Source organism: Burkholderia orbicola, assembly GCF_900100915.1.
Lineage (GTDB): Bacteria > Pseudomonadota > Gammaproteobacteria > Burkholderiales > Burkholderiaceae > Burkholderia > Burkholderia orbicola.
Genome location: NZ_FNKW01000001.1, coordinates 2,635,376 through 2,658,645, shown reverse-complemented (window position 1 = coordinate 2,658,645; position 23,270 = coordinate 2,635,376). Strand labels below are relative to the sequence as shown.

General features: G+C 67.5%; 21 protein-coding genes. 15 read left to right on the top strand and 6 right to left on the bottom strand.

Going from position 1 to position 23,270, the window contains the following annotated elements; all coding sequences use genetic code 11:
- The first annotated feature begins 131 nt into the window (after positions 1-131).
- Positions 132-686, top strand: a complete 555-nt coding sequence (locus BLS50_RS12680) for a periplasmic heavy metal sensor (RefSeq protein ID WP_074802349.1) — start codon at positions 132-134, stop codon at positions 684-686.
- A gap of 67 nt (positions 687-753) precedes the next feature.
- Here the strand turns inward: BLS50_RS12680 and BLS50_RS12675 are convergent, their stop codons facing one another.
- Positions 754-1,458, bottom strand: a complete 705-nt coding sequence (locus BLS50_RS12675) for a pirin family protein (RefSeq protein ID WP_074802348.1) — start codon at positions 1,456-1,458, stop codon at positions 754-756.
- Between the two features lie 365 nt (positions 1,459-1,823).
- Between BLS50_RS12675 and BLS50_RS12670 the strand changes: the two genes are divergently transcribed.
- From BLS50_RS12670 to BLS50_RS12655, 4 genes are all read left to right on the top strand, one after another.
- On the top strand, positions 1,824-2,606 hold the full coding sequence (locus BLS50_RS12670) for an ABC transporter substrate-binding protein (RefSeq protein ID WP_074802803.1): 783 nt from the start codon (positions 1,824-1,826) through the stop codon (positions 2,604-2,606).
- Between the two features lie 226 nt (positions 2,607-2,832).
- Entirely contained in the window at positions 2,833-3,522 is a 690-nt protein-coding gene (locus BLS50_RS12665) for an ABC transporter permease (RefSeq protein WP_006489645.1), read from the top strand.
- Positions 3,519-4,232 (top strand): ABC transporter permease, encoded by a 714-nt coding sequence (locus BLS50_RS12660; protein ID WP_011545931.1) that lies wholly within the window; start codon positions 3,519-3,521, stop codon positions 4,230-4,232. The genes BLS50_RS12665 and BLS50_RS12660 overlap by 4 nt, the downstream gene beginning before the upstream one ends.
- Before the next feature lie 18 nt (positions 4,233-4,250).
- A complete protein-coding gene (locus tag BLS50_RS12655) occupies positions 4,251-5,030 on the top strand; it encodes an ABC transporter ATP-binding protein (RefSeq protein WP_006478136.1) in 780 nt (259 codons plus the stop codon).
- Between the two features lie 63 nt (positions 5,031-5,093).
- On the opposite strand, the gene BLS50_RS12650 is transcribed toward BLS50_RS12655, so the two are convergent.
- On the bottom strand, positions 5,094-5,591 hold the full coding sequence (locus BLS50_RS12650) for a GNAT family N-acetyltransferase (RefSeq protein WP_012328987.1): 498 nt from the start codon (positions 5,589-5,591) through the stop codon (positions 5,094-5,096).
- 99 nt (positions 5,592-5,690) lie between these two features.
- On the opposite strand from BLS50_RS12650, the gene BLS50_RS12645 reads away from it, so the two are divergent.
- Complete coding sequence (locus BLS50_RS12645) at positions 5,691-6,662, top strand: LysR family transcriptional regulator (RefSeq protein WP_256333997.1); 972 nt, start codon at positions 5,691-5,693, stop codon at positions 6,660-6,662.
- An 829-nt stretch (positions 6,663-7,491) separates the two neighbouring features.
- Entirely contained in the window at positions 7,492-8,571 is a 1,080-nt protein-coding gene (locus BLS50_RS12640) for a porin (protein WP_027813490.1), read from the top strand.
- Between the two features lie 178 nt (positions 8,572-8,749).
- Here BLS50_RS12640 and BLS50_RS12635 read toward each other — a convergent pair whose 3' ends face one another.
- On the bottom strand, positions 8,750-9,088 hold the full coding sequence (locus BLS50_RS12635) for a P-II family nitrogen regulator (RefSeq protein WP_006398637.1): 339 nt from the start codon (positions 9,086-9,088) through the stop codon (positions 8,750-8,752).
- Positions 9,089-9,171: 83 nt separating this feature from the next.
- Positions 9,172-10,890, bottom strand: a complete 1,719-nt coding sequence (locus BLS50_RS12630; protein ID WP_069232987.1) for an NAD+ synthase — start codon at positions 10,888-10,890, stop codon at positions 9,172-9,174.
- 109 nt (positions 10,891-10,999) lie between these two features.
- On the opposite strand from BLS50_RS12630, the gene BLS50_RS12625 reads away from it, so the two are divergent.
- Positions 11,000-12,178 (top strand): GNAT family N-acetyltransferase, encoded by a 1,179-nt coding sequence (locus BLS50_RS12625; protein ID WP_074802347.1) that lies wholly within the window; start codon positions 11,000-11,002, stop codon positions 12,176-12,178.
- A gap of 73 nt (positions 12,179-12,251) precedes the next feature.
- On the opposite strand, the gene BLS50_RS12620 is transcribed toward BLS50_RS12625, so the two are convergent.
- Positions 12,252-14,507, bottom strand: a complete 2,256-nt coding sequence (locus tag BLS50_RS12620; RefSeq protein ID WP_074802346.1) for a glycoside hydrolase family 3 C-terminal domain-containing protein — start codon at positions 14,505-14,507, stop codon at positions 12,252-12,254.
- Between the two features lie 154 nt (positions 14,508-14,661).
- Here BLS50_RS12620 and BLS50_RS12615 point away from each other — a divergent pair, with 154 nt between their 5' ends.
- Positions 14,662-15,696 (top strand): helix-turn-helix transcriptional regulator, encoded by a 1,035-nt coding sequence (locus BLS50_RS12615; protein WP_074802345.1) that lies wholly within the window; start codon positions 14,662-14,664, stop codon positions 15,694-15,696.
- Between the two features lie 49 nt (positions 15,697-15,745).
- Positions 15,746-16,597 carry a GIY-YIG nuclease family protein gene (locus tag BLS50_RS12610; protein ID WP_074802344.1) on the top strand — a complete coding sequence of 284 codons (852 nt, stop codon included), beginning with the start codon at positions 15,746-15,748 and terminating at the stop codon, positions 16,595-16,597.
- 54 nt (positions 16,598-16,651) lie between these two features.
- On the opposite strand, the gene ppa is transcribed toward BLS50_RS12610, so the two are convergent.
- Positions 16,652-17,179, bottom strand: a complete 528-nt coding sequence (ppa, locus tag BLS50_RS12605; protein ID WP_006489643.1) for an inorganic diphosphatase — start codon at positions 17,177-17,179, stop codon at positions 16,652-16,654.
- 389 nt (positions 17,180-17,568) lie between these two features.
- On the opposite strand from ppa, the gene BLS50_RS12600 reads away from it, so the two are divergent.
- The 5 genes from BLS50_RS12600 to BLS50_RS12580 all read left to right on the top strand — a co-directional run bounded on the left by BLS50_RS12600 (position 17,569) and on the right by BLS50_RS12580 (position 23,238).
- The gene (locus tag BLS50_RS12600) at positions 17,569-19,008 is read left to right on the top strand and encodes an aldehyde dehydrogenase family protein (protein ID WP_011545941.1); all 1,440 of its coding nucleotides are present in this window, start codon (positions 17,569-17,571) and stop codon (positions 19,006-19,008) included.
- An 85-nt stretch (positions 19,009-19,093) separates the two neighbouring features.
- Positions 19,094-19,852, top strand: a complete 759-nt coding sequence (locus tag BLS50_RS12595; protein ID WP_006478125.1) for an SDR family oxidoreductase — start codon at positions 19,094-19,096, stop codon at positions 19,850-19,852.
- A 195-nt stretch (positions 19,853-20,047) separates the two neighbouring features.
- Positions 20,048-21,352, top strand: coding sequence for an MFS transporter (locus BLS50_RS12590; RefSeq protein ID WP_006478124.1), 1,305 nt, complete (start codon positions 20,048-20,050; stop codon positions 21,350-21,352).
- A gap of 249 nt (positions 21,353-21,601) precedes the next feature.
- On the top strand, positions 21,602-22,015 hold the full coding sequence (locus BLS50_RS12585) for a helix-turn-helix domain-containing protein (protein ID WP_053526349.1): 414 nt from the start codon (positions 21,602-21,604) through the stop codon (positions 22,013-22,015).
- On the top strand, positions 22,012-23,238 hold the full coding sequence (locus tag BLS50_RS12580; RefSeq protein ID WP_027808911.1) for an alpha/beta fold hydrolase: 1,227 nt from the start codon (positions 22,012-22,014) through the stop codon (positions 23,236-23,238). Before BLS50_RS12585 ends, BLS50_RS12580 begins: the two co-directional genes overlap by 4 nt.
- The last annotated feature ends 32 nt before the right edge of the window (positions 23,239-23,270 follow it).

Genomic DNA, 23,270 nt, shown 5'->3' with positions numbered 1-23,270 from the left:
GCGGTAACCGGGCCGCCACCCCGCGTAACACCCGCCGGGGCCTGCATCGCTAACCTGCGTCTTACCGGATGCGGTACCCGACTTTCCCGGCACCGCATCGCCGGACCCTTTGGATACAAGGAGTTTCTGAAATGTATAAGAAGACTTCCCGCGTGGCCATCGCGGCCGCCACCGTGCTCGCTCTCGCATTCGGCACCGCGCATGCCGCGCAACCCACCGACGTGCCGCCGCCGGGCGGCCCCGGCATGCACCAGATGCACGGCGGGCACGAAGGCGGCCCGTTCGGCGCGATCATGAAACTGCACGACCAGCTGAAGCTCAACGCGTCGCAGGAACAGCAATGGCAGGCAGCCGTCAACACGATGAAGCAGAACCGTGACGCGATGCGCAAGAGCCACGAGCAGATGCGCGAGCAGTTCAAGGCGCAGCAGAACCAGCCGATCCTCGACCTGAGCGCGATGCACTCGGCACGCCAGCAGGCGGAGGCGCAGAACGCGCAACTGCGCGAGCAGACGTCCGCCGCGTGGCTCACGTTCTACAACGGGCTGAACGACCAGCAGAAGACGACGGTCAGCACGGCGCTCAAGCAGCAGTTCGCGAAGATGGAGCAGCGCCACGAGAAGATGAAGGAGCGCTGGGAGCAGCATCGCGCGGCCGCGAAGGGTGCGTCGGCGCCGGCGCAGTAAGCCGGCGGGCCGCTCCCGCAGCGGCATCGAAGGGGACGCAGGCACCGGCCTGCGTCCCTTTTTCGTTTCAGGCGACGTCGAACAGCAGCACCTCGGCCGTGCGGCCACGCGCGAACGCCACCGCATCCACGCCGCCGATCCGCGCGCCGTCGCCGGCCGCCAGCGCGCGGCCGTTGACCTCGACCTCGCCGCGCACGACGTGCACGTAGATGCTGCGTCCGGCCGGCACGTCGAACGCCGCCGTCTCGTCGCCGTCGATCAGCCCCGCGAAGATGCGGGCGTCGGCCCGCACCGACAGCGCGCCGTCGCCGCCGTCGGGCGCCGCGACGAGCCTCAGCCGGCCGCGCTTCTCGTCATCGGCGAAACGCCGTTCCTCGTAGCCGGGCCGTCCGCCCCGTTCGGCCGGCTGCAGCCAGATCTGCAGCAGATGCAGCGGCCGGTCGCGCGACGCGCTGGTTTCGCTGTGCACGAGCCCCGTGCCGGCGCTCATCCGCTGAATGCCGCCGGTCCGGACGATCGCGCCGCAGCCGAGGCTGTCGCGGTGCGCGAGCTCGCCATCCAGCACGTAAGTGAGGATTTCGACGTCGCGGCGCGGCTGCATCCCGAAACCGCGCGTCGGCGCGATCCGGTCCTCGCTCAGCACGCACAGCGCGCCGACGGGCGGACGCACCGGCGCATGCCCGTCGCGGCAGACGGACGAAAAGCTGTGACTCGATTCGAGCCAGCCGTGGTGCGTGCGGCAGCGGTCTTCGGCGCGCAGGATCTGGAACATTGGGGCGGACGCTCGGGGCGCAGATGTTCTGTTCGGGTTTACCTCCACTGTAAGGGGAGGCCGGCAGCGCCACAATCCGCCGCCCGCGCACCGCATCGTTGCACCCGCACACCCAATTGCCGAAATATTCGTTGCGAATACCTCGATTGCCGCAACAGCCGAATCGAGGAATCGGTCGACCGCGCCGGATTGCCGTTTTCCGGGTATCGCGTTCGGGTAAAATACCGCCCTTTTGGCGTTCGCCCTTCCGGCGGCCGCCAACGCCAGAGCGCCGATCGGCGATTTTTGGCCGTCTAGAATACGCCGCGGCGCCCGGTTCGACCGGCCGCGAGCGCCCCCGGAAAGTCAGCAACAGAAGGATGGAAATGAAGAAGGCCGCCCTGTGCGCCGCCCTCGCCCTCGTGGCGGGCAGCGCCTTCGCGAAGGAGTGGAAGACCGTGCGGATCGGCGTCGATGCCAGCTACCCGCCGTTCGAGTCGACCGCGCCGAGCGGCGAGATCGTCGGTTTCGACGTCGATCTCACCAAGGAAATCTGCAAGCGGATCAACGTGAAGTGCGTGTGGGTGGCGCAGGATCTCGACGGGATCATCCCGGCGCTGAAGGCGAAGAAGTACGACGTCATCGTGTCGTCGCTGACCGTGACGGACAAGCGTCGCGAGCAGATCGACTTCTCCGACAAGGTGTACGACGCGCCCGCGCGGATGATCGCGAAAACCGGCTCGCCGCTGCTGCCGACGGTCGCGTCGCTCAAGGGCAAGCGCGTCGGCGTCGAGCAGGGCTCCACGCAGGAAACCTACGCGAAGGCGTACTGGGAACCGCAGGGCGTGACGATCGTTCCTTACCAGAACCAGGACCAGGTCTATGCCGATCTCGGCACGGGCCGCCTCGACGCGACGCTGCAGGATGAACTGCAGGCCGACTACGGCTTCCTGCGCACGCCGCGCGGCAAGGGCTTCGCGTTCGCCGGGCCGGAAGTGAAGGATCCGAAGACGATCGGCGACGGCACCGCGATCGGCCTGCGCAAGGAAGATACCGACCTGAAGCTGAAAATCAACCAGGCGCTGGCCGACATGCACAAGGACGGCACGTACGACCGGCTGTCGCACAAGTACTTCTCGTTCAGCGTCTACTCTGCGCCGGCCCGCTGAACGTCGACAAGCAGCAGCGGATGCGGGGGCGGCCCCGCGTCCGGGCAGTACAGGCAGTCAACCACGCGCCGCCCGCCCCCTTGCCCGCCGTTCGCGCGACGGGCTCGCCCGGCACCGTTGCCGGGGCGGACGGTCATGATACGCACGGGGCGTTCCGCGCAGCTTGGCGGGCGCGTCTTTCGCGGCGCACGACGTGCACCGTCAGGGACCACACCAGGGACCACATATGTTTCTACAAGGCTACGGCCCGCTGATCCTCGCCGGCACCTGGCAAACCGTCAAACTGGCGGTACTTTCGCTTGCGCTGTCGTTCCTGCTGGGGCTGCTCGGCGCCGGCGCGAAGCTGTCGCGCAACCGCGTGACGAACGGCGTCGGCACCGTCTACACGACGCTGATCCGCGGCGTACCCGATCTCGTGCTGATGCTGCTGCTGTTCTACAGCCTGCAGATCTGGCTGAACATGGCGACCGACGCGCTCGGCTGGGACCAGATCGACATCGACCCGTTCCTCGCCGGCGTGCTCGTGCTCGGCTTCATCTACGGCGCGTACTTCACCGAGACGTTCCGCGGCGCGTTCCTGTCGGTGCCGCGCGGCCAGCTCGAGGCCGGCAGCGCCTACGGGATGACGAACTGGCAGGTGTTCACGCGGATCATGTTCCCGCAGATGATGCGCTTCGCGCTGCCGGGCATCGGCAACAACTGGCAGGTGCTCGTGAAGTCGACCGCGCTCGTGTCGATCATCGGCCTGGCCGACGTCGTGAAGGCGTCGCAGGACGCCGGCAAGGGCACGCTGCGGTTCTTCTTCTTCACGCTGATCGCGGGAGCGGTCTACCTCGCCATCACGACGATCTCGAACTTCGTGCTGATGTGGCTCGAAAAGCGCTACTCGACCGGTGTCCGCAAGGCTGACCTATGATCGAACTCATCCAAGAATACTGGCGCAACTATCTCTACACCGACGGCTATCGCATCACCGGTGTCGCGATCACGCTGTGGCTGCTCGTCGTGTCGATCGGCCTCGGCTTCTGCCTGTCGGTGCCGCTCGCCGTCGCGCGCGTGTCGAAGCGGAAGTGGCTGTCGGGCGCGGTATGGCTGTACACGTACGTGTTCCGCGGCACGCCGCTCTACGTGCAGCTGCTGCTCTGCTACACGGGCCTCTACAGCCTGCAGGCCGTGCGCGGCACGCCGATGCTCGATGCGTTCTTCCGCGACGGGATGCACTGCACGCTGCTCGCGTTCACGCTGAACACCTGCGCGTACACCACCGAAATCTTCGCGGGCGCGATCAAGGCGACGTCCTACGGCGAGATCGAAGCCGCGCGCGCGTACGGGATGTCGCCGTTCACGATGTATCGCCGCGTGATCCTGCCATCGGCGCTGCGCCGCGCGCTGCCGCTGTACAGCAACGAAGTGATCCTGATGCTGCACGCGACGACGGTGGCCTTCACCGCGACCGTGCCCGACATCCTGAAGATCGCGCGCGACGTGAACTCGGCGACCTACATGTCGTTCCACGCGTTCGGCATCGCCGCCCTGCTCTACCTCGTGATCTCGTTCACGCTCGTGTGGCTGTTCCGCCAGGCCGAGCGTCGCTGGCTCGCGTATCTGCGCCCGCAAGGCAAGTAAGTTTTCGCAGGACTATTGATGAACTCCCAGACCCAGAAGCTTTTCGTCGACGATCTCCACAAGCGGTACGGCGACAACGAGGTGCTCAAAGGCGTGTCGCTGAGGGCGAACTCGGGCGACGTGATCAGCGTGATCGGCTCGTCCGGCTCCGGCAAGAGCACGATGCTGCGCTGTATCAACTTCCTCGAACAGCCGAACGCGGGCCGCATCTTCGTCGACGGCGAGGAAGTGCGCACCGCGCTCGACAAGACGGGCGCGCTGCGCGCGGCCGATTCGAAGCAGCTGCAGCGCGTGCGCACCAAGCTGTCGATGGTGTTCCAGCACTTCAATCTCTGGTCGCACATGAACGTGATCGAGAACGTGATGGAAGCGCCGGTGAACGTGCTCGGCATCCCGAAGAAGGAAGCCGAGGACCGTGCGCGCGAGTATCTCGAGAAGGTCGGCCTCGCACCGCGCGTCGAGAAGCAATATCCGTCGCATCTGTCGGGCGGCCAGCAGCAGCGCGTGGCGATCGCGCGGGCGCTGGCGATGCATCCGGACGTGATGCTGTTCGACGAGCCGACCTCGGCGCTCGACCCGGAGCTGGTGGGCGAAGTGCTGAAAGTGATGCAGAAGCTCGCCGAGGAAGGCCGCACGATGATCGTCGTCACGCACGAGATGGGCTTCGCGCGCAACGTGTCGAACCACGTGATGTTCCTGCACCAGGGGCGCGTCGAGGAACAGGGCGTGCCGTCCGAGGTGCTCGCGAACCCGAAGAGCGACCGCCTGCGCGCGTTCCTGTCGGGCAGCCTCAAGTAACGCCCGCCACGCGCCACGCCCGAACGGGCGCCCGCGGTTCGCCGCGCGGCGCCCGTTTTGCGTTTACGCGGCGCTCACCGGCGCGCCGTCGGCGAACGCGCGCAGTTCGTCGCCCGCCAGCCGGTAACGCACCCATTCGCTCTGCGGCGCCGCGCCGACGCTTTCGTAGAAGCGGATCGCCGGCTCGTTCCAGTCGAGCACGCTCCATTCGAAACGCCCGCAGCCCGAGTCGACCGCGATCCGCGCGAGCGCCTTCAGCAGCCGCAGCCCCGCGCCCGCACCGCGAAAACGCGGCGATACGTACAGATCCTCCAGATACAGCCCCTGCCGCGCGAGCCACGTCGAATACGAGAAGAAATACACGGCGAAGCCGGCCGGCTCGCCGTCGACCTCGCACATCAGCGCACGCGCCGGCGAGCCTTCGCCGAACAGGCTGCGTTCGAGCGATTCGGGCGTCGCGACGACTTCGTGCTCCGCCTTCTCGTAGACGGCCAGTTCGGTGATGAAGCGCAGGATCAGCGGCACGTCGGCGACGGTGGCGGAACGGATATCGATTTGCACGGGTTGAGCCCTCCTCCGGCCCGGATGTGAAACGGAAAACAGCGGGAAAACGGTGCCGCGCGCCCGCGCTGGCGCCGTTCGAACCATCATGCTACGTTCATGCCACGCCTGCAGGAAGTGCAGTTTCTTCATCCGGACCTGAACATGATGCATCCCGATCTGCGCCGCCTCGACCTGAACCTGCTGCTCGTATTCGACGCGTTGTACCGCCATCGGTCGGTCGCGGCGGCCGCGCACGAGCTCGCGTTGAGCCCGTCGGCGTTGAGCCACGCGCTCGCCCGGCTGCGCGACGCGATCGGCGATGCGCTGTTCGTGCGCCTCGGCAACGAGATGCAGCCGACCGTGCGCGCCGACGACATCGCCACCTGGGCCGGCGACGCGCTCGACGCGATGTCGAAAGGGCTCGCCCGCGCGCGCCGCTTCGATCCTGCTCAAAGCGACCGCACGTTCGTGTTCGCCGCGACCGACTACACGGCGTTCGCGGTGCTGCCGGCGTTCCTCGCCCGCATCCAGCACGTGGCGCCGCACCTGCGGGTCCGCGTCGTCCATTCGGACCGCAAGATTTCCGTCGACGAGCTCGCGGCGGGCCGCATCGACTTCGCGCTCGGCTACCACGAGGAATCGGCGGCCGACGCGCCGGGCATCGAGGATTTCGACTGGTTCTCCGACGACTACGTCGTGATCGCGAGCGCCGCGCATCCGGACATCCGGCGGCGGCTGACGCTCGACCAGTACCTGGCGGCCCGCCACGTGGTCGTCACGCCATGGAACGAGTCGCGCGGTGTCGTCGACTACGTGCTCGACCGGCTCGGTCTCGCGCGGCAGGTGGCCGTGCAGTTGCCGACCGTGCTGGTCGCGCCGTTCGTGATCGCGGAGTCGGCACTCCTGATGACGGTGCCGAACCGCGCCGCGCAGGCGCTGCGGCATGCGGCGCCGATCCGCATCTTCCCCGCGCCGTTCGAGATCCCGCGCTACACGGTGAAGGTCTACTCGCACGCGAAGCATGCGCGCACCGATGCGCACCGCTGGATTCGCGCCCAGTTGCTCGCCGCACGGCCGAGCTCAGACTAGGGCCTGTTCCCGCTAATAACGGGCTTGCGAACGTGCCTTTCCGCCCGCAGGGCAAGAAGAGAGGAGGCGCAATAGCCGTAGCTATTGCAACGACGAACGACGCCGCCATGCGGGCGGAAAGGCACGTTCCCCTGTTTGGAAAAATTCATTCGTGGGGCTGGCCCCCAGAAGGGCCGATCGCCGCGTCATGCTCCTCGCGAATACGTCGAGTATTCGCTTCGTCGCAATCCTTGCGCTCGGCCCTTCTGGGGGCCAGCGCAAGCCCGTTATTAGCGGGAACAGGCCCTGGGCAGCGCGTTGCGGGACGGGGGTTTCACGCGTTGATCGGCGCTGTCGGCAATCGCCCGAATCATTACGAAATACTTACCAATTTCGCGACTTTCACGCTTACGCCGGCGCCCCGGCGACGTCAATAGTGGCAATCCTTGACCCACACCCGCGGAATCCATGTCTCCCTTGCGGGACAAGGGTTTTCCGGTAATCAGGAACCCTAGGGACACCCGTTGCACACCGTGTTGCATGGCAATTTGGCGACAGCGGTTAGTCAAACAACGATTTCCGTCGCCACAAAATTGTATTTTTGCTAAATTAGTAACCAAAGTAGCAAAACGAAGTTCGTGAAATGTAGTTTAGCTTCACGACACAACAAGGAGACCCCGCAGGCCGACCCGGCTGCGCGGGACCGCTCAACGGTTTTCCGTCTGCTTGCCCGCGTGCCGCGCTTACCGGCCCTGCACGAGGTCTCCCTGGTTATCCCGCTTTTGCCCGGCGCTCGCGCTCCGGGCATCTCGTGCAGTCTGGGTTGACTTTTTGACAGGGTATGGAGGAGATGATGAAGAAAGCTTTGGTCGCGGCCGCGCTGATGGCTGCTGGGGTGGTGACGGCGCACGCGCAGAGCAGCGTCACGCTGTATGGCCGCCTGGATGCAGGCATCGAGTACATGAACGGCCTGCAAAACGGCCACCAAGTGCGCGCGGAAAGCGGCGACTGGGGCACGAGCCTGTGGGGCTTGAAGGGTAGCGAGGACATCGGCGGCGGCAACAAGATCCTGTTCCACCTCGAAGGCGCGTTCAACACGATGACGGGCGGCTTCAGCGGCTCGATCTGGGATCGTTTCGCGACCGTCGGTATCTCGAACGACCGCTACGGTACGCTGCTGTTGGGTCGCGAGCTCGCGATCGCCAACGGCGTGTGGGACTTCGACCCGTTCGGTCAGTCGGCCTGGTCGACGGCCTCGCTGGTGCGCGGCCGCAACTGGAACAAGACCAGCAACAACGTGTCGTACCAGTCGCCGTCGCTCTACGGCCTCGACTTCTACGGCCAGTTCTCGTTCTCGAACTCGACCAGCTTCAACGGCAACACGACGGCCGGCCAACCGGGCCGTGCAATGGGCGGTCAGGTCACCTACACGAACTCGCTGTTCCAGTTGCGCGGCATCTACGACGAAACGCGCGACAGCAACGGCCGCTTCTCGGACGTGTTCAACTACTCGCGTGAATACTTCGCGGGCGTGAACGTGTTCCTCGGCCAGTTCAAGGTTCAGGCGGCCTACCAGGCATCGCGCGCCGACGGCAGCGGTGGCCCGGCAGTGAACGCCGGCGTGACGGGTACGCAACAGGTGTGGGGCGGCGTGACGTGGCAGGCCACGCCGGCAGCGGCGCTGATCGCGGCCGTGTATCACGTGAACGCGAACCACGGCGGCGGCAACGCGAACATCTACACGGTCGGCGGCTCGTACAACATCTCGAAGCGCACGCTGTTCGACCTGCAGGTCGCGACGGTGCGCAACAGCTCGTCGGCCAACTTCGGCCTGAACGCGAACGGCGCCGGTACGGCCGTCTCGACGGGCAACCCGCATCAGGGCGGCAGCCAGACCGGCGTCTACGCCGGTATCCAGCACCTGTTCTGATCAGGCGCCGTCAAAGAACGATTCGACAACACTTTCCACGCTGCTGCGAGAGGCGCGTATCGGTGCGGTACCCAACCGGGTATCCGCACCGTTTTTTCTTGGGCGTCGGGTTCGTACGACCCGTGGCCCGATCGGCCGAAGCGGCCGGGAAGTTAATCGAATGGCGCGGACGCGGCGCTCAGACGGCCGCTTCGTTCTCTTCGCCGGTACGGATGCGGATCACGCGCTCGACGTCCGACACGAAGATCTTGCCGTCGCCGATCTTGCCGGTGCGCGCCGCACCGATCACCGCGTCGATCACCTGATCGACCTGCGCTTCCGCGACGACCACCTCGATCTTCATTTTCGGCAGGAAGTCGACGACGTATTCCGCGCCGCGATACAGCTCGGTATGACCCTTCTGGCGGCCGAAGCCCTTCACTTCCGTCACGGTCAGGCCCGTGAGCCCCACTTCGGCGAGCGCTTCGCGGACTTCGTCCAGCTTGAACGGCTTGATGATGGCGGTGATGCGTTTCATGATGGTTGTCCCTCAATGCTCATTTGGATGAAAAATCGCGTTCCCGATTGTAAGCCGGCGGGCCGCCTCCGGCCCAGCACCGCTCAATCGAGCCGTTCGGTGAAGCGTGACGTGATCGGGTAGCGCCAGTCGCGCCCGAATGCGCGATGCGTGACGCGGATGCCGATCGGCGCCTGGCGGCGCTTGTATTCGTTGATCTTGATGAGCCGCGTCACGCGCTCGACGTCGGCCTGCGCGTAGCCGGCCGCGACGATCTCGGCGAGCGGCCGGTCTTCTTCCATGTACATCCGCATGATCGCGTCGAGCACGTCGTATGGCGGCAGGCTGTCCTGGTCGGTCTGGTTCTCGCGCAGCTCGGCCGACGGCGCGCGCGTCAGGATTCGCTCGGGAATCACGTCGCGCAGCGCGTAGTCGGTCGTTGCGTTGCGATAGCGGCACAGCCGGTACACGAGCGTCTTCGCGATGTCCTTGATCACCGCGAAACCGCCGGCCATGTCGCCGTACAACGTGCAATAGCCGACCGCCATCTCGCTCTTGTTGCCGGTCGTCAGCACGATCGAGCCGAACTTGTTCGACAGCGCCATCAGCAGCGTGCCGCGGATACGCGCCTGGATGTTCTCCTCCGTCGCGTCTTCCGCGCGGCCGGCGAATTCGCCCGCCAGCGCGGCGCGGAACGCATCGAACATCGGCGCGATCGCGATCTCGTCGTAGCGCACGCCGACGCGCCGCGCCATCTCCGCCGCGTCGGTGGTCGAGATGTCGGCCGTGAAGCGCGACGGCATCATCACCGCGCGCACGCGCTCGGGCCCGAGCGCGTCGCATGCGACGGCCAGCACCAGCGCCGAATCGACGCCGCCCGACAGCCCGATCAGCACGCCGGGGAAACCGTTCTTGCCGATGTAGTCGCGCACGCCGGTCACGAGCGCGCGGTACACCTGCGCGTCCGTGGACAGCTCGGGCGCGATCGCGCCGGGCAGCGGCCGCGCGCCGTCGAATTCGACGATCGCGTGCCCTTCGTCGAACTGCGGCATCTTCGCGACGAGCGCGCCCTCGCCGTCGAGCACGAACGACCCGCCGTCGAACACGAGTTCGTCCTGGCCGCCGACGAGGTTCACGTACACCATCGGCAGCCCGGTCTCGCGAATCCGCGCGCGCAGGATGTCGATGCGCACCGCTTCCTTGTTCAGGTGATACGGCGAGCCGTTCGGGATCAGCAGCACCTGCGCGCCGGCCGCCTTCGCGATCTGCGCGGCCGATGCATGCCACGCGTCCTCGCAAATGATCACGCCGTATTTCACGCCGTTCAGCTCGAACACGAGCGGCTCGGTGTCGGTCGCGAAGTAGCGCTTCTCGTCGAACACCTCGGCGTTCGGCAGATCCTGCTTGCGGTAGGTGCCGACGATCTCGCCGCCGACGATCAGCGATACCGCGTTGAAGGTGTCGGTGGGCGGCACGCCGCGCTCGATCGGGCGGTTTGCATTACCATCGACGGCTGACGCGCGCGCATCGTCGCCGGCCCCGCTGCCCGGACCGCGCAACGGATGGCCGACCAACACCGCGAGCCCGTCGAACGCCTTCAGCGCGTCGGCGAGCGCATCGAGTGCGGCGGCGGCGGCCGCGTAGAACGCAGGCCGCAGCAGCAGGTCTTCGGGTGGATAGCCGGACAGCGCGAGTTCGGGTGCGACCATCAGTTGCGCACCATCGTTGTGCGCGGCGCGTGCGGCCGCGACGATCCGCGCGACGTTGCCGGCGAAATCGCCGACGGTGACGTTGATCTGGGCGAGAGCGAGTCGGGTCTTCATGGCGGGAGCGGCGCAACCCGGCGGCGCGCCTTGAACGGCTGACGAAATCGACCCGGATGCGGGCCACGGCGGCCCGCATCCGGCAACATCCAACGGTACGGATTCACGCTTGAAACACGAACGCATCGATTATCGCACGGGCATCCTGTCGTCCCCCGCCGAGGTGCCGGCCGACGAATGGAACGCGCTGCTCGCGCGCGACGCGCAGCCCACGCCGTTCCTGCGCCACGAATTCCTCGACGCGCTGCACGTCGCGCGCTGCGCGGTGGACGACACCGGCTGGTCCCCGCACTTCGTCACGCTGACCGATGAGCGCACCGGCCGCCTCGCGGCCGCCGCGCCCGTCTATGCGAAACAGCATTCGTACGGCGAATACGTGTTCGACTGGGCGTGGGCCGACGCGTACCAGCGCAACAACCTGCCCTATTACCCGAAGCTGCTGTGTGCGGTGCCGTTCACGCCGGTGCAGGGCACGCGGCTGCTCGCGGCCGACGACGACGCGCGCCGCCATCTCGCGGCCACGCTGCTCGCGTTCGCCGAGCAGAGCAACGTGTCGTCGCTGCACGTGCTGTTCCCGACCGGCGACGAAGCGCGGCTGCTCGAATCGATGGGGATGATGCTGCGCGAAGGCGTGCAGTTTCACTGGCTCAACGACGGCTACCGCCACTTCGACGATTTCCTCGGCACGCTCGAGCAGAAGAAGCGCAAGAACATCCGCGCCGAACGGCGCAAGGTGCACGACGCGGGCGTGACGTTCCGGCGGCTCACCGGCGACCAGATCACCGACGCCGACTGGCGCTTCTTCTCGCGCTGCTATCAGCAAACGTACCGCGAGCACTATTCGAGCCCGTACCTGAACCTCGACTTCTTCCGCACGATCGGCGCGACGATGCCCGAGAACCTGCTGCTCGTGATCGCGGAAGCCGACGGGAAACCGATAGCGAGCGCGCTCGCCGTGTACCGGCGCGGCGAACACGGCGGCGGCACGCTGTACGGCCGCTACTGGGGCGCGATCGAGCACGTGCCCTGCCTGCATTTCGAAACGGCCTACTACCAGTTGCTCGAGTTCTGCATCGAGGCCGGGCTCGACACCTTCGAGGGCGGCGCGCAAGGCGAGCACAAGCTCGCGCGCGGTTTCCTGCCGACCGTCACGCACTCCGCGCACTGGCTCGCGCATCCGGCGTTTTCCGATGCGGTCACGCGCTTTCTCGAACGCGAGACCGAGCATATCCACGCATACGTCGACGAACTGCGCGAACACGATCCGTTCCGGCGCAACAGCGGCTAGCGTCGTCCGGCGCACCGCGCAGGCGGCGAAGCCACGCAGGGGCCTCGCCGCATGCCGCACGATCGTCGCCAGTTCAGTGCGCGGCGAGCGTCACCGTCTGCGACAGCGCCTGCGGGTCGCGCGACGACGCGGCCGCCGACAGCCCGTAGCTGCCCGCGCCGATCCGCCATGCGTGCGCGCTCGCATCCCACACCGCGAAGCGCTGCGCCGGCACCGCGATGCTGACCGTGCGCGCCTCGCCCGGCTGCAGCGCGACCTTGGTCCAGCCGACGAGCCGCTTCGGCGGCTCGCCGAGCGACGCGGGCAGCGCGGCGTAGATCTGCACCGTGTGCGTACCGGCGCGCGAGCCCGTATTCGTCACCGTCACGCCGACCGTCACGTTACCCGCTGCGTCGGCCTGCGCGGACATCGCCGACAACGCATACGTCGTGTACGACAGCCCGTAGCCGAACGGGAACAGCGGCTCGATCGCCTTCGCGTCGAACCAGCGATAGCCGTACGCGAGCCCTTCCGCATAGACGTTCCGCAGATTCGACGGATCGATCGTCGGCTGCGGCAGGTCGGCCTCCTGCTTCGGGAACGTCAGCGGCAGCCGGCCCGACGGGTTCGCGTCGCCGAACAGCAGGTCGGCGATCGCCTGGCCGCCCTGTGCGCCCGGATACCACACGTCCAGCACGCCATGCACGTTCGCGAGCCACGGCATCAGCACCGGGCTGCCGTTCTCGAGCACGACGATCACGCGCTTCGCCTTCGCGGCGACCGCGGCGATCAGCGCGTTCTGGTCGTATTGCTGGTTGTACGGGTCCGCCTTCGCATCGGGCAGCGACAGGCTCGCGAGGTCGAGCCCTTCCGTCTGCCACTGCGTGGCGAACACGATCGCGACATCGGCCTGCGCGGCCGCGGTGGCCGCGGCGTTCGCGTCGGTCCCGTCGAGATAGCTGACCGACGCATTCGGCGCCTTCGCGCGGATCGCCGCGAGCGGCGCGGACTTGTACCAGGTCGCGCATCCGCCGAACAGCATGTCTGCCGGCTGCTGGCAGGACGTCACCGCATTGCCGTCGATAGCCGGCACCGCCCCCGAGCCGCCGCCCGACAGCACGCCCGCGTCCGCATGCCCGCCGATCACGACGACCGACTTGAGTGTGCCGGCGGCCAGCGGCAGCACCGGCTGCGAGTCGTCGGGCGCGGCCGCGTTCTTCAGCAGCACCGCCGCTTGCCGTGCGATCGCGAGCGCATCGGCATTGCCGGCGGCTTCGTCGATCGTGCCGCCCGGCTTCGGCGGCGCGTCCATCACGCCGATGCGGATCAGCGTGCGCAGCTTGCGCTGCACCATGTCGTTCAGCCGCGCGGCCGACACGCTGCCGGCCTGCAGCGCCGCGCGCAGCTTCGAATTGAAGTACGAGCCGAGCGGCGCGTTGCCGTCGTCGGCCGCGCCCGGCTGTTCCTCGTCGAGCCCGGCCTGCACGGCGGCGACCGTCGAATGCGTCGCGCCCCAGTCCGACTGCACGACGCCCTTGAAGCCCCACTCGTTCTTCAGCACCGTCGTCAGCAAATACGGGTTCTCGCACGCATACACGCCGTTCAGCTTGTTGTACGCGCACATCACGTTGCCCGGCTGGCCGTCCTTCACGCCGATCTCGAATGCGAGCAACTCGGCCTCGCGCATGGTCCGCTCGTCGACGACCGAATCGACCGTCATCCGGTTGGTTTCCTGGTCGTTGAACGCGAAATGCTTGATCGTCGCGATCACCTTCTGCGCTTGCGTGGCCTGCGTGCGCGCGGCGCTCAGCGTGCCCGCAAGCACCGGGTCCTCGCCCATGTATTCGAAGGTGCGGCCGTTGCGCGGCTCGCGCGCGAGGTTCACGCCGCCGCCGAGCCCTTCCGCGAAGCCGAGCGCGCGCAGTTCGAGCGCGATGCGCGTGCCGTAGGCGCCCGCGAGCGCCGGGTCCCATGTCGCCGCGAGCGCGACCGGCGCCGGCAGCGCGGTCACGCGCGCATTCTTCACGTTCACGCCGCCCGCCGAATCGGCACTGCTGACGGCCGGAATGCCGAGCCGCGGCACGCCCGGGATGTAGCTCGCGCCGTTCAGCGCGTCGGCCGGGAACGGGCCGCCCAGGTCGAGGGCCGGCATGCCCGTGCCATGCACGAGTTGCAGTTTCTCGTCGGTCGTCAGTTGCGCGACGAGCGCGGCCGCGCGCTGGTCGGCTGCCGCGTCGGGGTCGGCCGGCGCGGTCGGGGCATGAATGTCGTCGCCGCCGCACGATGCGAGCAGCACCGTGAGCGCGCACGCGGACGCAATCGTCGAACACCGGAACAGCGAAGTTTTCATTGATCCTCCAGAATCGTTCTGTTGTAGTACTTGTCGCCTCACTCCAGCGTCCGAGTCTAAAAATCAACCGGTCACCACGCTTGACCGGCAGGAGCATGCGTTGACCTCTCGCAGCGGGGACAAACCCGAACGGCATGACGACAGGGAGACAGACATGGAGTTGCAACAGAAATCGGTATCCGTCCGGATCTACCGCTGGCTGTGCGAAGACGCGCGTGCGAACGGCATCGATCCCGCACCGCTTTACGAGACGCTCGGCATCGGGCCGGCCGAGCTCGCCGACGACACGCGCCGCATCGCGGGCGACCGGCATGTGGCCGCCATGCAGCAGACGAGCGGCTGGCCGCTGTCGTGGCATCGCCCGCCGCCGGAGGTCGTGCCGTGGCTCGTGCCGTTTCCCGAGCTCGCCGGCATCACCTGCAACGCGGCGACGCTGCGCGACGCGCTGCACGGCTACCTGCGCTATCGCGAGCTGATCGGCAACGTCGACTGGGTCTTCGCACACGAGAACGACGACGCGATCGCGCTCGAGTACGTGAACGAAGGAGACGGCCGGCACGCGGGCAGCGCGTTCGCGAACCTCGCGATTCTCGCGGCGCTGGCGCGTCTGTACGACCCGCACGTGCGCATCGACGATGCCGAATTCACCGGCCGCGCGTTCGCGCCCGTTGCCGCGCTGCGCGACATGCTCGGCGCGCCGGTATCGTTCGATGCCGCGCACAACCGCATCGTGCTGCGCTCCGCGCACGTCGACACGCCGTTCGAACGCTACAACGCCCCGCTCGCCGGTATCCAGCGTCATGCGGCCGACGCCGCGCGCGAACGCGTGCGCGCCCGCTCGACGTTCGGCTCGTCGGTCGAGCAATGCGTGCGCGACTGGCTGCGCACGTCCGACGACGTCGACGTGCCGACCGATACGCTGATGCAGCACGTGTGCACGCGCTTCGCGATGTCGCGCTGGACGCTGCGCCGGCGGCTGCATCGCGAAGCGGTCGGGTTCCATGCGCTCGTCGCGCAGGCACGGCTCGGCGAGGCGCGCGACCTGCTGCTCAACACGCAGTTGCCGATCGGCGAGATCGGCGTGCGCGTCGGCTTCCGTTCGACGAGCGCGTTCACACGGTTCTTCACGCGCGAACTCGGCGCGGCGCCGAGCCGCTTTCGCGACGGGCACGGCGACCGGTGGCGTTGACGCCCGTTTTTTCTGAGACACTGGCGGCTTCGCATCCCGCCGCCCCGCCATGTCCTGGTTTCTGTATCTGATCGAATGCGCCGACGACAGCGTCTACACGGGCATCACGACCGATGTCGCCGCGCGCTTCGACGAACACGCGTCCGGCAAGGGCGCGCGCTACACGCGTTCGCGCAAGCCGCGCGCGGTGCTCGCGTCGTTTGCGCTGCCCGACCGGTCGAGCGCGTCGCGCGCCGAATACTGGGTGAAGCGGCTCACGCCCGCGAAAAAGCGCGAGCTGGCGGCTGGGTTGCGCACGCTGGAATCGGTGTTGCCGGTGGTGGTCGCGCTCGACGAGGCCGGCGACACGGCCGGGACGAAGGCCACGGCGCGCGGGCGGAAGAAGGAGAAGGCGGAAAGCATCGACGATGCGGCGACGGCGGCTGCAACGGAACAGGTTGCCGGGAAAAAGGTGAAGGCCGGGAAAGTGGTCGGGGCCGCAACGGCCGCGAAGACGGCGCAGCCCGCGAAGGGCACACCAGCGTCGAAGTCGAAGTCGACGAAATCAAATCAAGCCGCGCCGGACGCGAAACGTGCAAAAGCCGACGGCAATGCTGCCGCAAAAAAGACCTCGTCGCGTGGCACACCGGTAAAGAAAACCGGCTCGCCCTCTTCCACGCCGTCAAAAAGGAAGGCGTCGGTCACTGCCGGCAAACCCGGCGCGAGCGTACGCGAAGCGGCCGCTTCCGCACCGGCCCGGCGCCGTCCAGCGGCCAAGAAAGCCGCCGCCGCGATCGCTCCGTCCGTTGCCCCGCCCAGAACGAAACGCGCGAAGAAAGCGCCGGCTGTCCCGCCCGCGCCCGTCTCCCCGGCCGCCCGCCCGAAAACCGCACGCGCAAAACAAAACCGCGCGGCCTCCTGAGGAGACACGCGCGGTTTGCGTTCCGTACGAACCGGCCGTCGGCCGGCACGCCGCTTACTTCTTGTAGTTCGCGGCGCCGTCGGTGATTTCCTTGTGCGCGGCTTCGATGCCGGCCCAGCCTTCGACCTTCACCCACTTGCCCTTCTCGAGCGCCTTGTATTGCTCGAAGAAGTGCTTGATCTGATCCTTCAGGTACTCGGGCACGTCGTCGATCGTCTTCAGGTTGGCCGTCATCGGGCAGATCTTGTCGTGCGGCACCGCGACCAGCTTCGCGTCGACGCCCGACTCGTCGGTCATCTGCAGCATGCCGAGCACGCGCGAACGCACGATCGAGCCGGCCAGCAGCGGAAACGGCGTGATCACCAGCACGTCGACCGGATCGCCGTCGCCCGACAGCGTCTGCGGGATGTAGCCGTAGTTCACCGGGTAGCGCATGCCCGTGCCGATGAAGCGGTCGACGACGAGAAGGCCCAGTTCCTTGTCCGCCTCGTACTTCACCGGATCGCTTTGCGCGGGAATCTCGATGATCACGTTGAAATCTTGCGGCAGGTCCTTGCCGGCCGGAACATGATTGAAGCTCATGAGCACTCTCTGTAGGTCGATGGGAATTCGGGACAGGGCGCCGCGGCCGATGCACCGCCGCGGGCATCCCCCAAAAGGAATGCGCCATTATAGCCAATCGACCGGTGGCGTCCTGATGACGATCGGCGCGATAATCGTTCCGGATGTCGGGCCGTCGAACCGGCGGCCCGTTGCACGTCGACCACAAAGCATGGAGCCCGGGCAAGCGCTGAAGCGCTCACTTGGATCGACCGCATTGCATGGGGCCCAAGTAACCACTAAAGCGCTAACTTGGGTCGACCGCTTTGCATGGGACCCAAGTAAGCGCTAAAGCGCTAACTTGGGTCGACTCGCGATGCATGGGACCCAAGTAAGCGCTAAAGCGCTAACTTGGGTCGACAGGAGGAGGCATGGAAGAGGCGAAGCATTTCATCGCGGGCGAATGGACGTTGCCCGCGCAACTGGAAACCATCGCGGTCGTCGATCCGTCCGACGGCCAGCCGTTCGCGACGATCGCGCGCGGCACCGCGCCCGACATCGAACGCGCGGTCGCCGCGGCCCGCGACGCGTTCGCGGGCCCCTGGGGCGCCGCCAGCGCCGCCGAACGCGGCCGCGTGCTGATGCGGCTGTCGGCGCGCGTGGCGGATTCGATCGAGGAGCTCGCCACGATCGAGGCGCGCGACACCGGCAAGCCGCTGAAGCAGGCGCGCGCCGATGCCGCCGCGCTCGCGCGCTACTTCGAATTCTACGCGGGCGCCGCCGACAAGCTGCACGGCGAAACCCTCCCCTACCAGGCCGGCTACACGGTGCTGACGGTGCGCGAGCCGCACGGCGTCACCGGCCATATCGTGCCGTGGAACTACCCGATGCAGATCTTCGGGCGCAGCGTCGGCGCGGCGCTCGCGGCCGGCAACGCGTGCGTGGTCAAGCCGGCCGAGGATGCGTGCCTGTCCGTGCTGCGCGTCGCCGAGCTGGCCGCCGAGGTCGGGCTGCCGGCCGGTGCGCTCAACGTCGTCACCGGCTACGGCCATGAAGCGGGTGCCGCGCTCGCGCGCCATCCGGGCATCGACCACATCTCGTTTACGGGCTCGCCGGCCACCGGCAAGCTGGTCACGCAGATGGCGGCCGAGAACCACGTGCCCGTCACGCTCGAACTCGGCGGCAAGTCGCCGCAAATCGTGTTCGCCGACGCCGATCTCGACGCGGCGCTGCCCGTGCTCGTAGCCGCCATCGTGCAGAACGGCGGGCAGACCTGCTCCGCTGGCAGCCGCGTGCTGATCGAGCGCGCGGTGTACGAGCCGCTCGTCGAGCGCCTCGCCACCGCGTTCAACGGGCTGCGCGTCGGCCCGAGCCGCGCCGATCTCGACTGCGGCCCGCTGATCAACGCGAAGCAGCAGCAACGCGTGTGGGATTTCCTGTCCGACGCGCAGCACGACGGCATTCCGATGGCCGCGCACGGACAGGTCGTCGCCGACGCGCCCGAAAGCGGCTTCTACCAGGCGCCCGCGCTGTTGCGCGACGTGCCGCCGTCGCATCGGCTCGCGCAGGAGGAAGTATTCGGCCCCGTGCTCGCGGCCATGCGTTTCGTCGACGAGGACGAAGCCGTCGCACTCGCGAACGGCACGCCGTACGGCCTCGTCGCGGGCATCTGGACCCGCGACGGTGCGCGCCAGATGCGGCTCGCGCGGCGCCTGCGCGCAGGCCAGGTGTTCATCAACAACTATGGCGCGGGCGGCGGCGTCGAACTGCCGTTCGGCGGCGTCGGCCATTCGGGCCACGGCCGCGAGAAAGGTTTCGAGGCCCTGTACGGCTTCACCGCGCTGAAGACGATCGCGATCCGGCACGGCTGAGCGCACGGCCCGCGACAGGCAGCCGGCAGCGGCCGGCTACCCGTCGACACGCGACGACCCTCGTCACCAGCACAGGAGACACACCATGCGGTTGAGCGGCAAGACGGCCATCGTCACGGGCGGCGGCTCGGGGTTCGGCGAAGGCATCGCGAAGACCTATGCGCGCGAAGGCGCGAACGTCGTCGTCAACGACCTGAACGGCGCGGCGGCCGAGCGCGTCGCGAGCGAGATCGCGCTCGCGGGCGGCAAGGCAATCGCGGTGGCCGGCGACGTGTCGAAAGAGGACGACTGGCGCGCGCTGCTGCAGGCCGCGCTCGACGATTTCCATGCGGTGCAGATCGTCGTGAACAACGCGGGCACCACGCACCGCAACAAGCCCGTGCTCGACGTGACGGAAGCCGAATTCGACCGCGTATACGCGGTCAACATGAAGAGCCTGTTCTGGTGCGTGCAGACTTTCGTGCCGTACTTCCGCGCACAGGGCGGCGGCGTGTTCGTGAACGTCGCGTCGACGGCCGGCGTGCGGCCGCGCCCGGGCCTCGTCTGGTACAACAGCACGAAGGGCGCGATGATCACCGCCAGCAAGTCGCTCGCGGCCGAACTCGGCGCCGACCGCATCCGCGTGAACTGCATCAACCCGGTGCTCGGCGAAACCGCGCTGATGACCGAATTCATGGGCTGCGAGGACACCCCGGACAATCGCCGCCGCTTCCTCGCGACGATCCCGCTCGGCCGCTTCTCGACGCCGCAGGACATCGCGAACGCCGCGCTTTATCTTGCATCCGACGAAGCCGAATTCATCACCGGCGTCTGCCTCGAAGTCGACGGCGGGCGCTGCATCTAGTCGTACCGGGCCGCACGATCGGCCCGTCTTGCTTCGCACGAAACCGGATCGGGCACCACCGCGCCTGCTCCGGCCCACTACAACGACAGCGGTGCATCGGATCAAGGTAGCCGCCCAAGCGCCGACCTCGATCGACCGCAAAGCATGGGATCCAGGTAACCGCTAAAGCGCCAACCTGGATCGACAGGAGACAACATGGCAACATCGACGCAGTCGCTGCCGGGCTCGTCCGGCGCATTCGAGGAAGCAACCTACCGCAAGGTGTCGTGGCGGCTCGTGCCGCTCCTCCTGCTGTGCTACGTGGTCGCGTATCTCGACCGCGTGAACGTCGGGTTCGCGAAGCTGCAGATGGCGAGCGACCTGAACCTGAGCGATACCGTGTACGGGCTCGGCGCCGGGATCTTCTTCTTCGGCTATTTCCTGTTCGAGGTGCCGAGCAACATCATCCTGCACCGGGTGGGCGCCCGCGTGTGGATCGCCCGCATCATGGCGACATGGGGCGTGATCTCGATCCTGACGATGTTCGTCACGACGCCCGCGATGTTCTACGTGATGCGCTTCCTGCTCGGCGTCGCCGAAGCGGGCTTCTTCCCCGGCGTGATCCTCTACCTCACCTACTGGTATCCCGCGCACCGGCGCGGCCGGATGACGACGTTCTTCATGACGGCCGTCGCGCTGTCCGGCGTGATCGGCGGGCCGATCTCGGGCTTCATCCTGAAGGCGTTCGACGGCGTGAGCGGCTGGCACGGCTGGCAATGGCTGTTCCTGCTCGAAGGCATTCCGTCGGTGCTCGCCGGCGTGCTCGTGTTCTTCACGCTCGACGAGCGGATCGCGAAGGCGACGTGGCTGACCGACGAAGAAAAGGCACTGCTCGCCCGCAACGTCGACGCGGAGGAAGCCACCAAGGAAGACCTGCCGCTCGGCGCCGTGATGTCGAGCCCGCGCGTCTGGCTGATGGCGCTGATCTATTTCTCGTTCGTGATGGGGCTCTACGGCGTCGGCTTCTGGCTGCCGACGATCATCAAGGCGACGGGCGTGACCGACACGTTCATGATCGGCCTGCTGTCGGCGATTCCGTATGCGGCCGCGGTGGTCGCGATGATCCTGATCGCGCGCAGCGCGGACAAGCGCCGCGAACGCCGCTGGCACCTCGCGATTCCGGCCGCGATCGGCGCGGTCGGCCTCGTGCTGTCGGTGATCTGGGCGCACCAGACGGCGCTCGCGATGCTCGGCCTCACGCTCGCGACGATCGGCATCCTGACGACGCTGCCGCTGTTCTGGAGCCTGCCGACCGCGTTCCTCGGCGGCACGGCCGCCGCCGCCGGCATCGCGATGATCAACTCGATCGGCAACCTCGCCGGCTTCCTGAGCCCGTACCTGATGGGCTGGCTCAAGCAGGTGACGGGCACCAACGATGCGGGCATGTACATGCTGGCCGGGTTCCTCGTGCTCGGCGGGCTGCTGGCGCTGTCGGTGCCGAAGCGGCTCGTCGACAAGTGACGACGCGCGGCGCGTAAAGGCGCCCGGATCGATCGAACACGCCGGCCGATTGCCGGCCCGTTTCTCCCCGATACGCCCCGACGTCCGGCATGGCCGGCCGCCGGGGCGTTTTCGATTCCGGACGGGCACACCCCGGATCGGCCGAGTGTCTCGCCCATCCGACGGCAGCCCCTTTATCACCCAAATTATTCCCTTATGCTCCTTTATATATGGAACAATAAAGATAATTAAGGAAATCATCGATAGCTCATGTTCCACACCGTCGAAGACACCGCCGCCCGCCTGCGCGTCCATCCGAAGACCGTCCTGCGGTTCATTCGCGACGGCAAGCTGCGCGCGACGCGGGTCGGCCGTGCATACCGCATCCTCGACGCCGACCTCGCCGCGTTCGCCCGGACGGAGCCGGCCTCGCCCGCACCGCGTGCGGTGCGCGTCACCAGCATCGTCGACATTCCCGATGCGTCGCAGTCGCTGCACCAGTACCTGTCGCGGTCGCTGCACGCGTTGGCGTCCGGCCGCACATCGTATGTCGACCCCGTGCGAATCGACGTCACGTTCGATCCCGCCTCGAGCGTGGCCAAGATCATCGTGACCGCGACACCGGCCGACACGGCCGCGCTGATGTCGTCGCTCGACATGCTGCTCCAGCAAAGCGGGACATGAGCGCAATCTTCAAGTCACCCCGCCATGCCCGCGCGATTCGCGCCGCTTACGCGGCCGCGCTGTCGCACTGGCCGGCCGGGCATCGGCGCGTCACCGTGCAAACGCGTCATGGCGCGACGCACGTCATCGCCTGCGGTCCCGAACACGCGCCGCCGGTCGTACTGATCCACGGCGCACAGACGACGGCGGCAAGCTGGCAGCATCACGCGGCCGACTGGGCGACGCACTTCCGGCTCTACGCGATCGACGTGATCGGCGAAGCGGGACCGAGCGCGCCGTCGCGCCCGCCGCTCGCGGGCGACGCCTATGCGCAGTGGCTCGACGACGTGCTCGACGGCCTGCAGGTGTCGCGCGCCGCGTTCGTCGGCATCTCGCTCGGCGCGCGAACGGCGCTCGACTTCGCGTTGCGGCGGCCGCCGCGCGTCACCCGGCTCGCGCTGCTCTGCCCGTCCGGCATCGGCAGGCAGAAGCCGTTTCTGTGGTGGGCGCTGCCGCTGTTGCTGCTCGGCGATGCCGGGCGCGCATGCGTGCGGCGGCGCGTGCTGGGTCGCCTGCCACCCGCATCGACGCCGGCCGAACGGGACGCGCTCGCACTGATGCGCGCCGTCGATCGCGGCTTTCGGCCGCGCATCGAGCCGATTCCGGTATTCGACGACACCATGCTCCGCACGTTATCGATGCCCGTGCTGGCGATCGTCGGAGGCCGCGACGTGATGCTCGATTCCCGCGACACGCAGGATCGCCTGACGCGCCTCGTGCCGCACGCGCAGGTGCGGTTTCTTCCCGAGCAGCCTCACTTCATCCGCGGGCAGCGCGACACCGTGCGCACTTTTCTCTCATCGACGGACACGCTCGACATGCCCCATCGAATCGTTCAGGCCGCCGGCAGCCGCGTGCTGGTCCGTGATCCTTCCGCCGGCCTCGTGCAACGGGAAAGCGACGCGCTCGATCTCGTCGCGCTCGCGCACGAGCATGAAGCCGACTGGATCGCGGTCGCGGCGGACACGCTGCACGACGACTTCTACCGGCTCGACAGCGGGCTGGCCGGCGCCGTGCTGCAAAAGCTGACCAACTACGGCGTCCGGCTCGGCGTGGTCGGTGACATCGACCGCCGGCTCGCGCGCAGCGAAGCGCTGCGCGCGCTCGTTCGCGAGTGCAATCGCGGAAAATCGGTCTGGTTCGTCGCGAGCGAGGACGACCTGCTGCGCAGGCTCGGCGCGTAACGCGCTGCGGGCCGCCCCTGCCTCGCCACAGG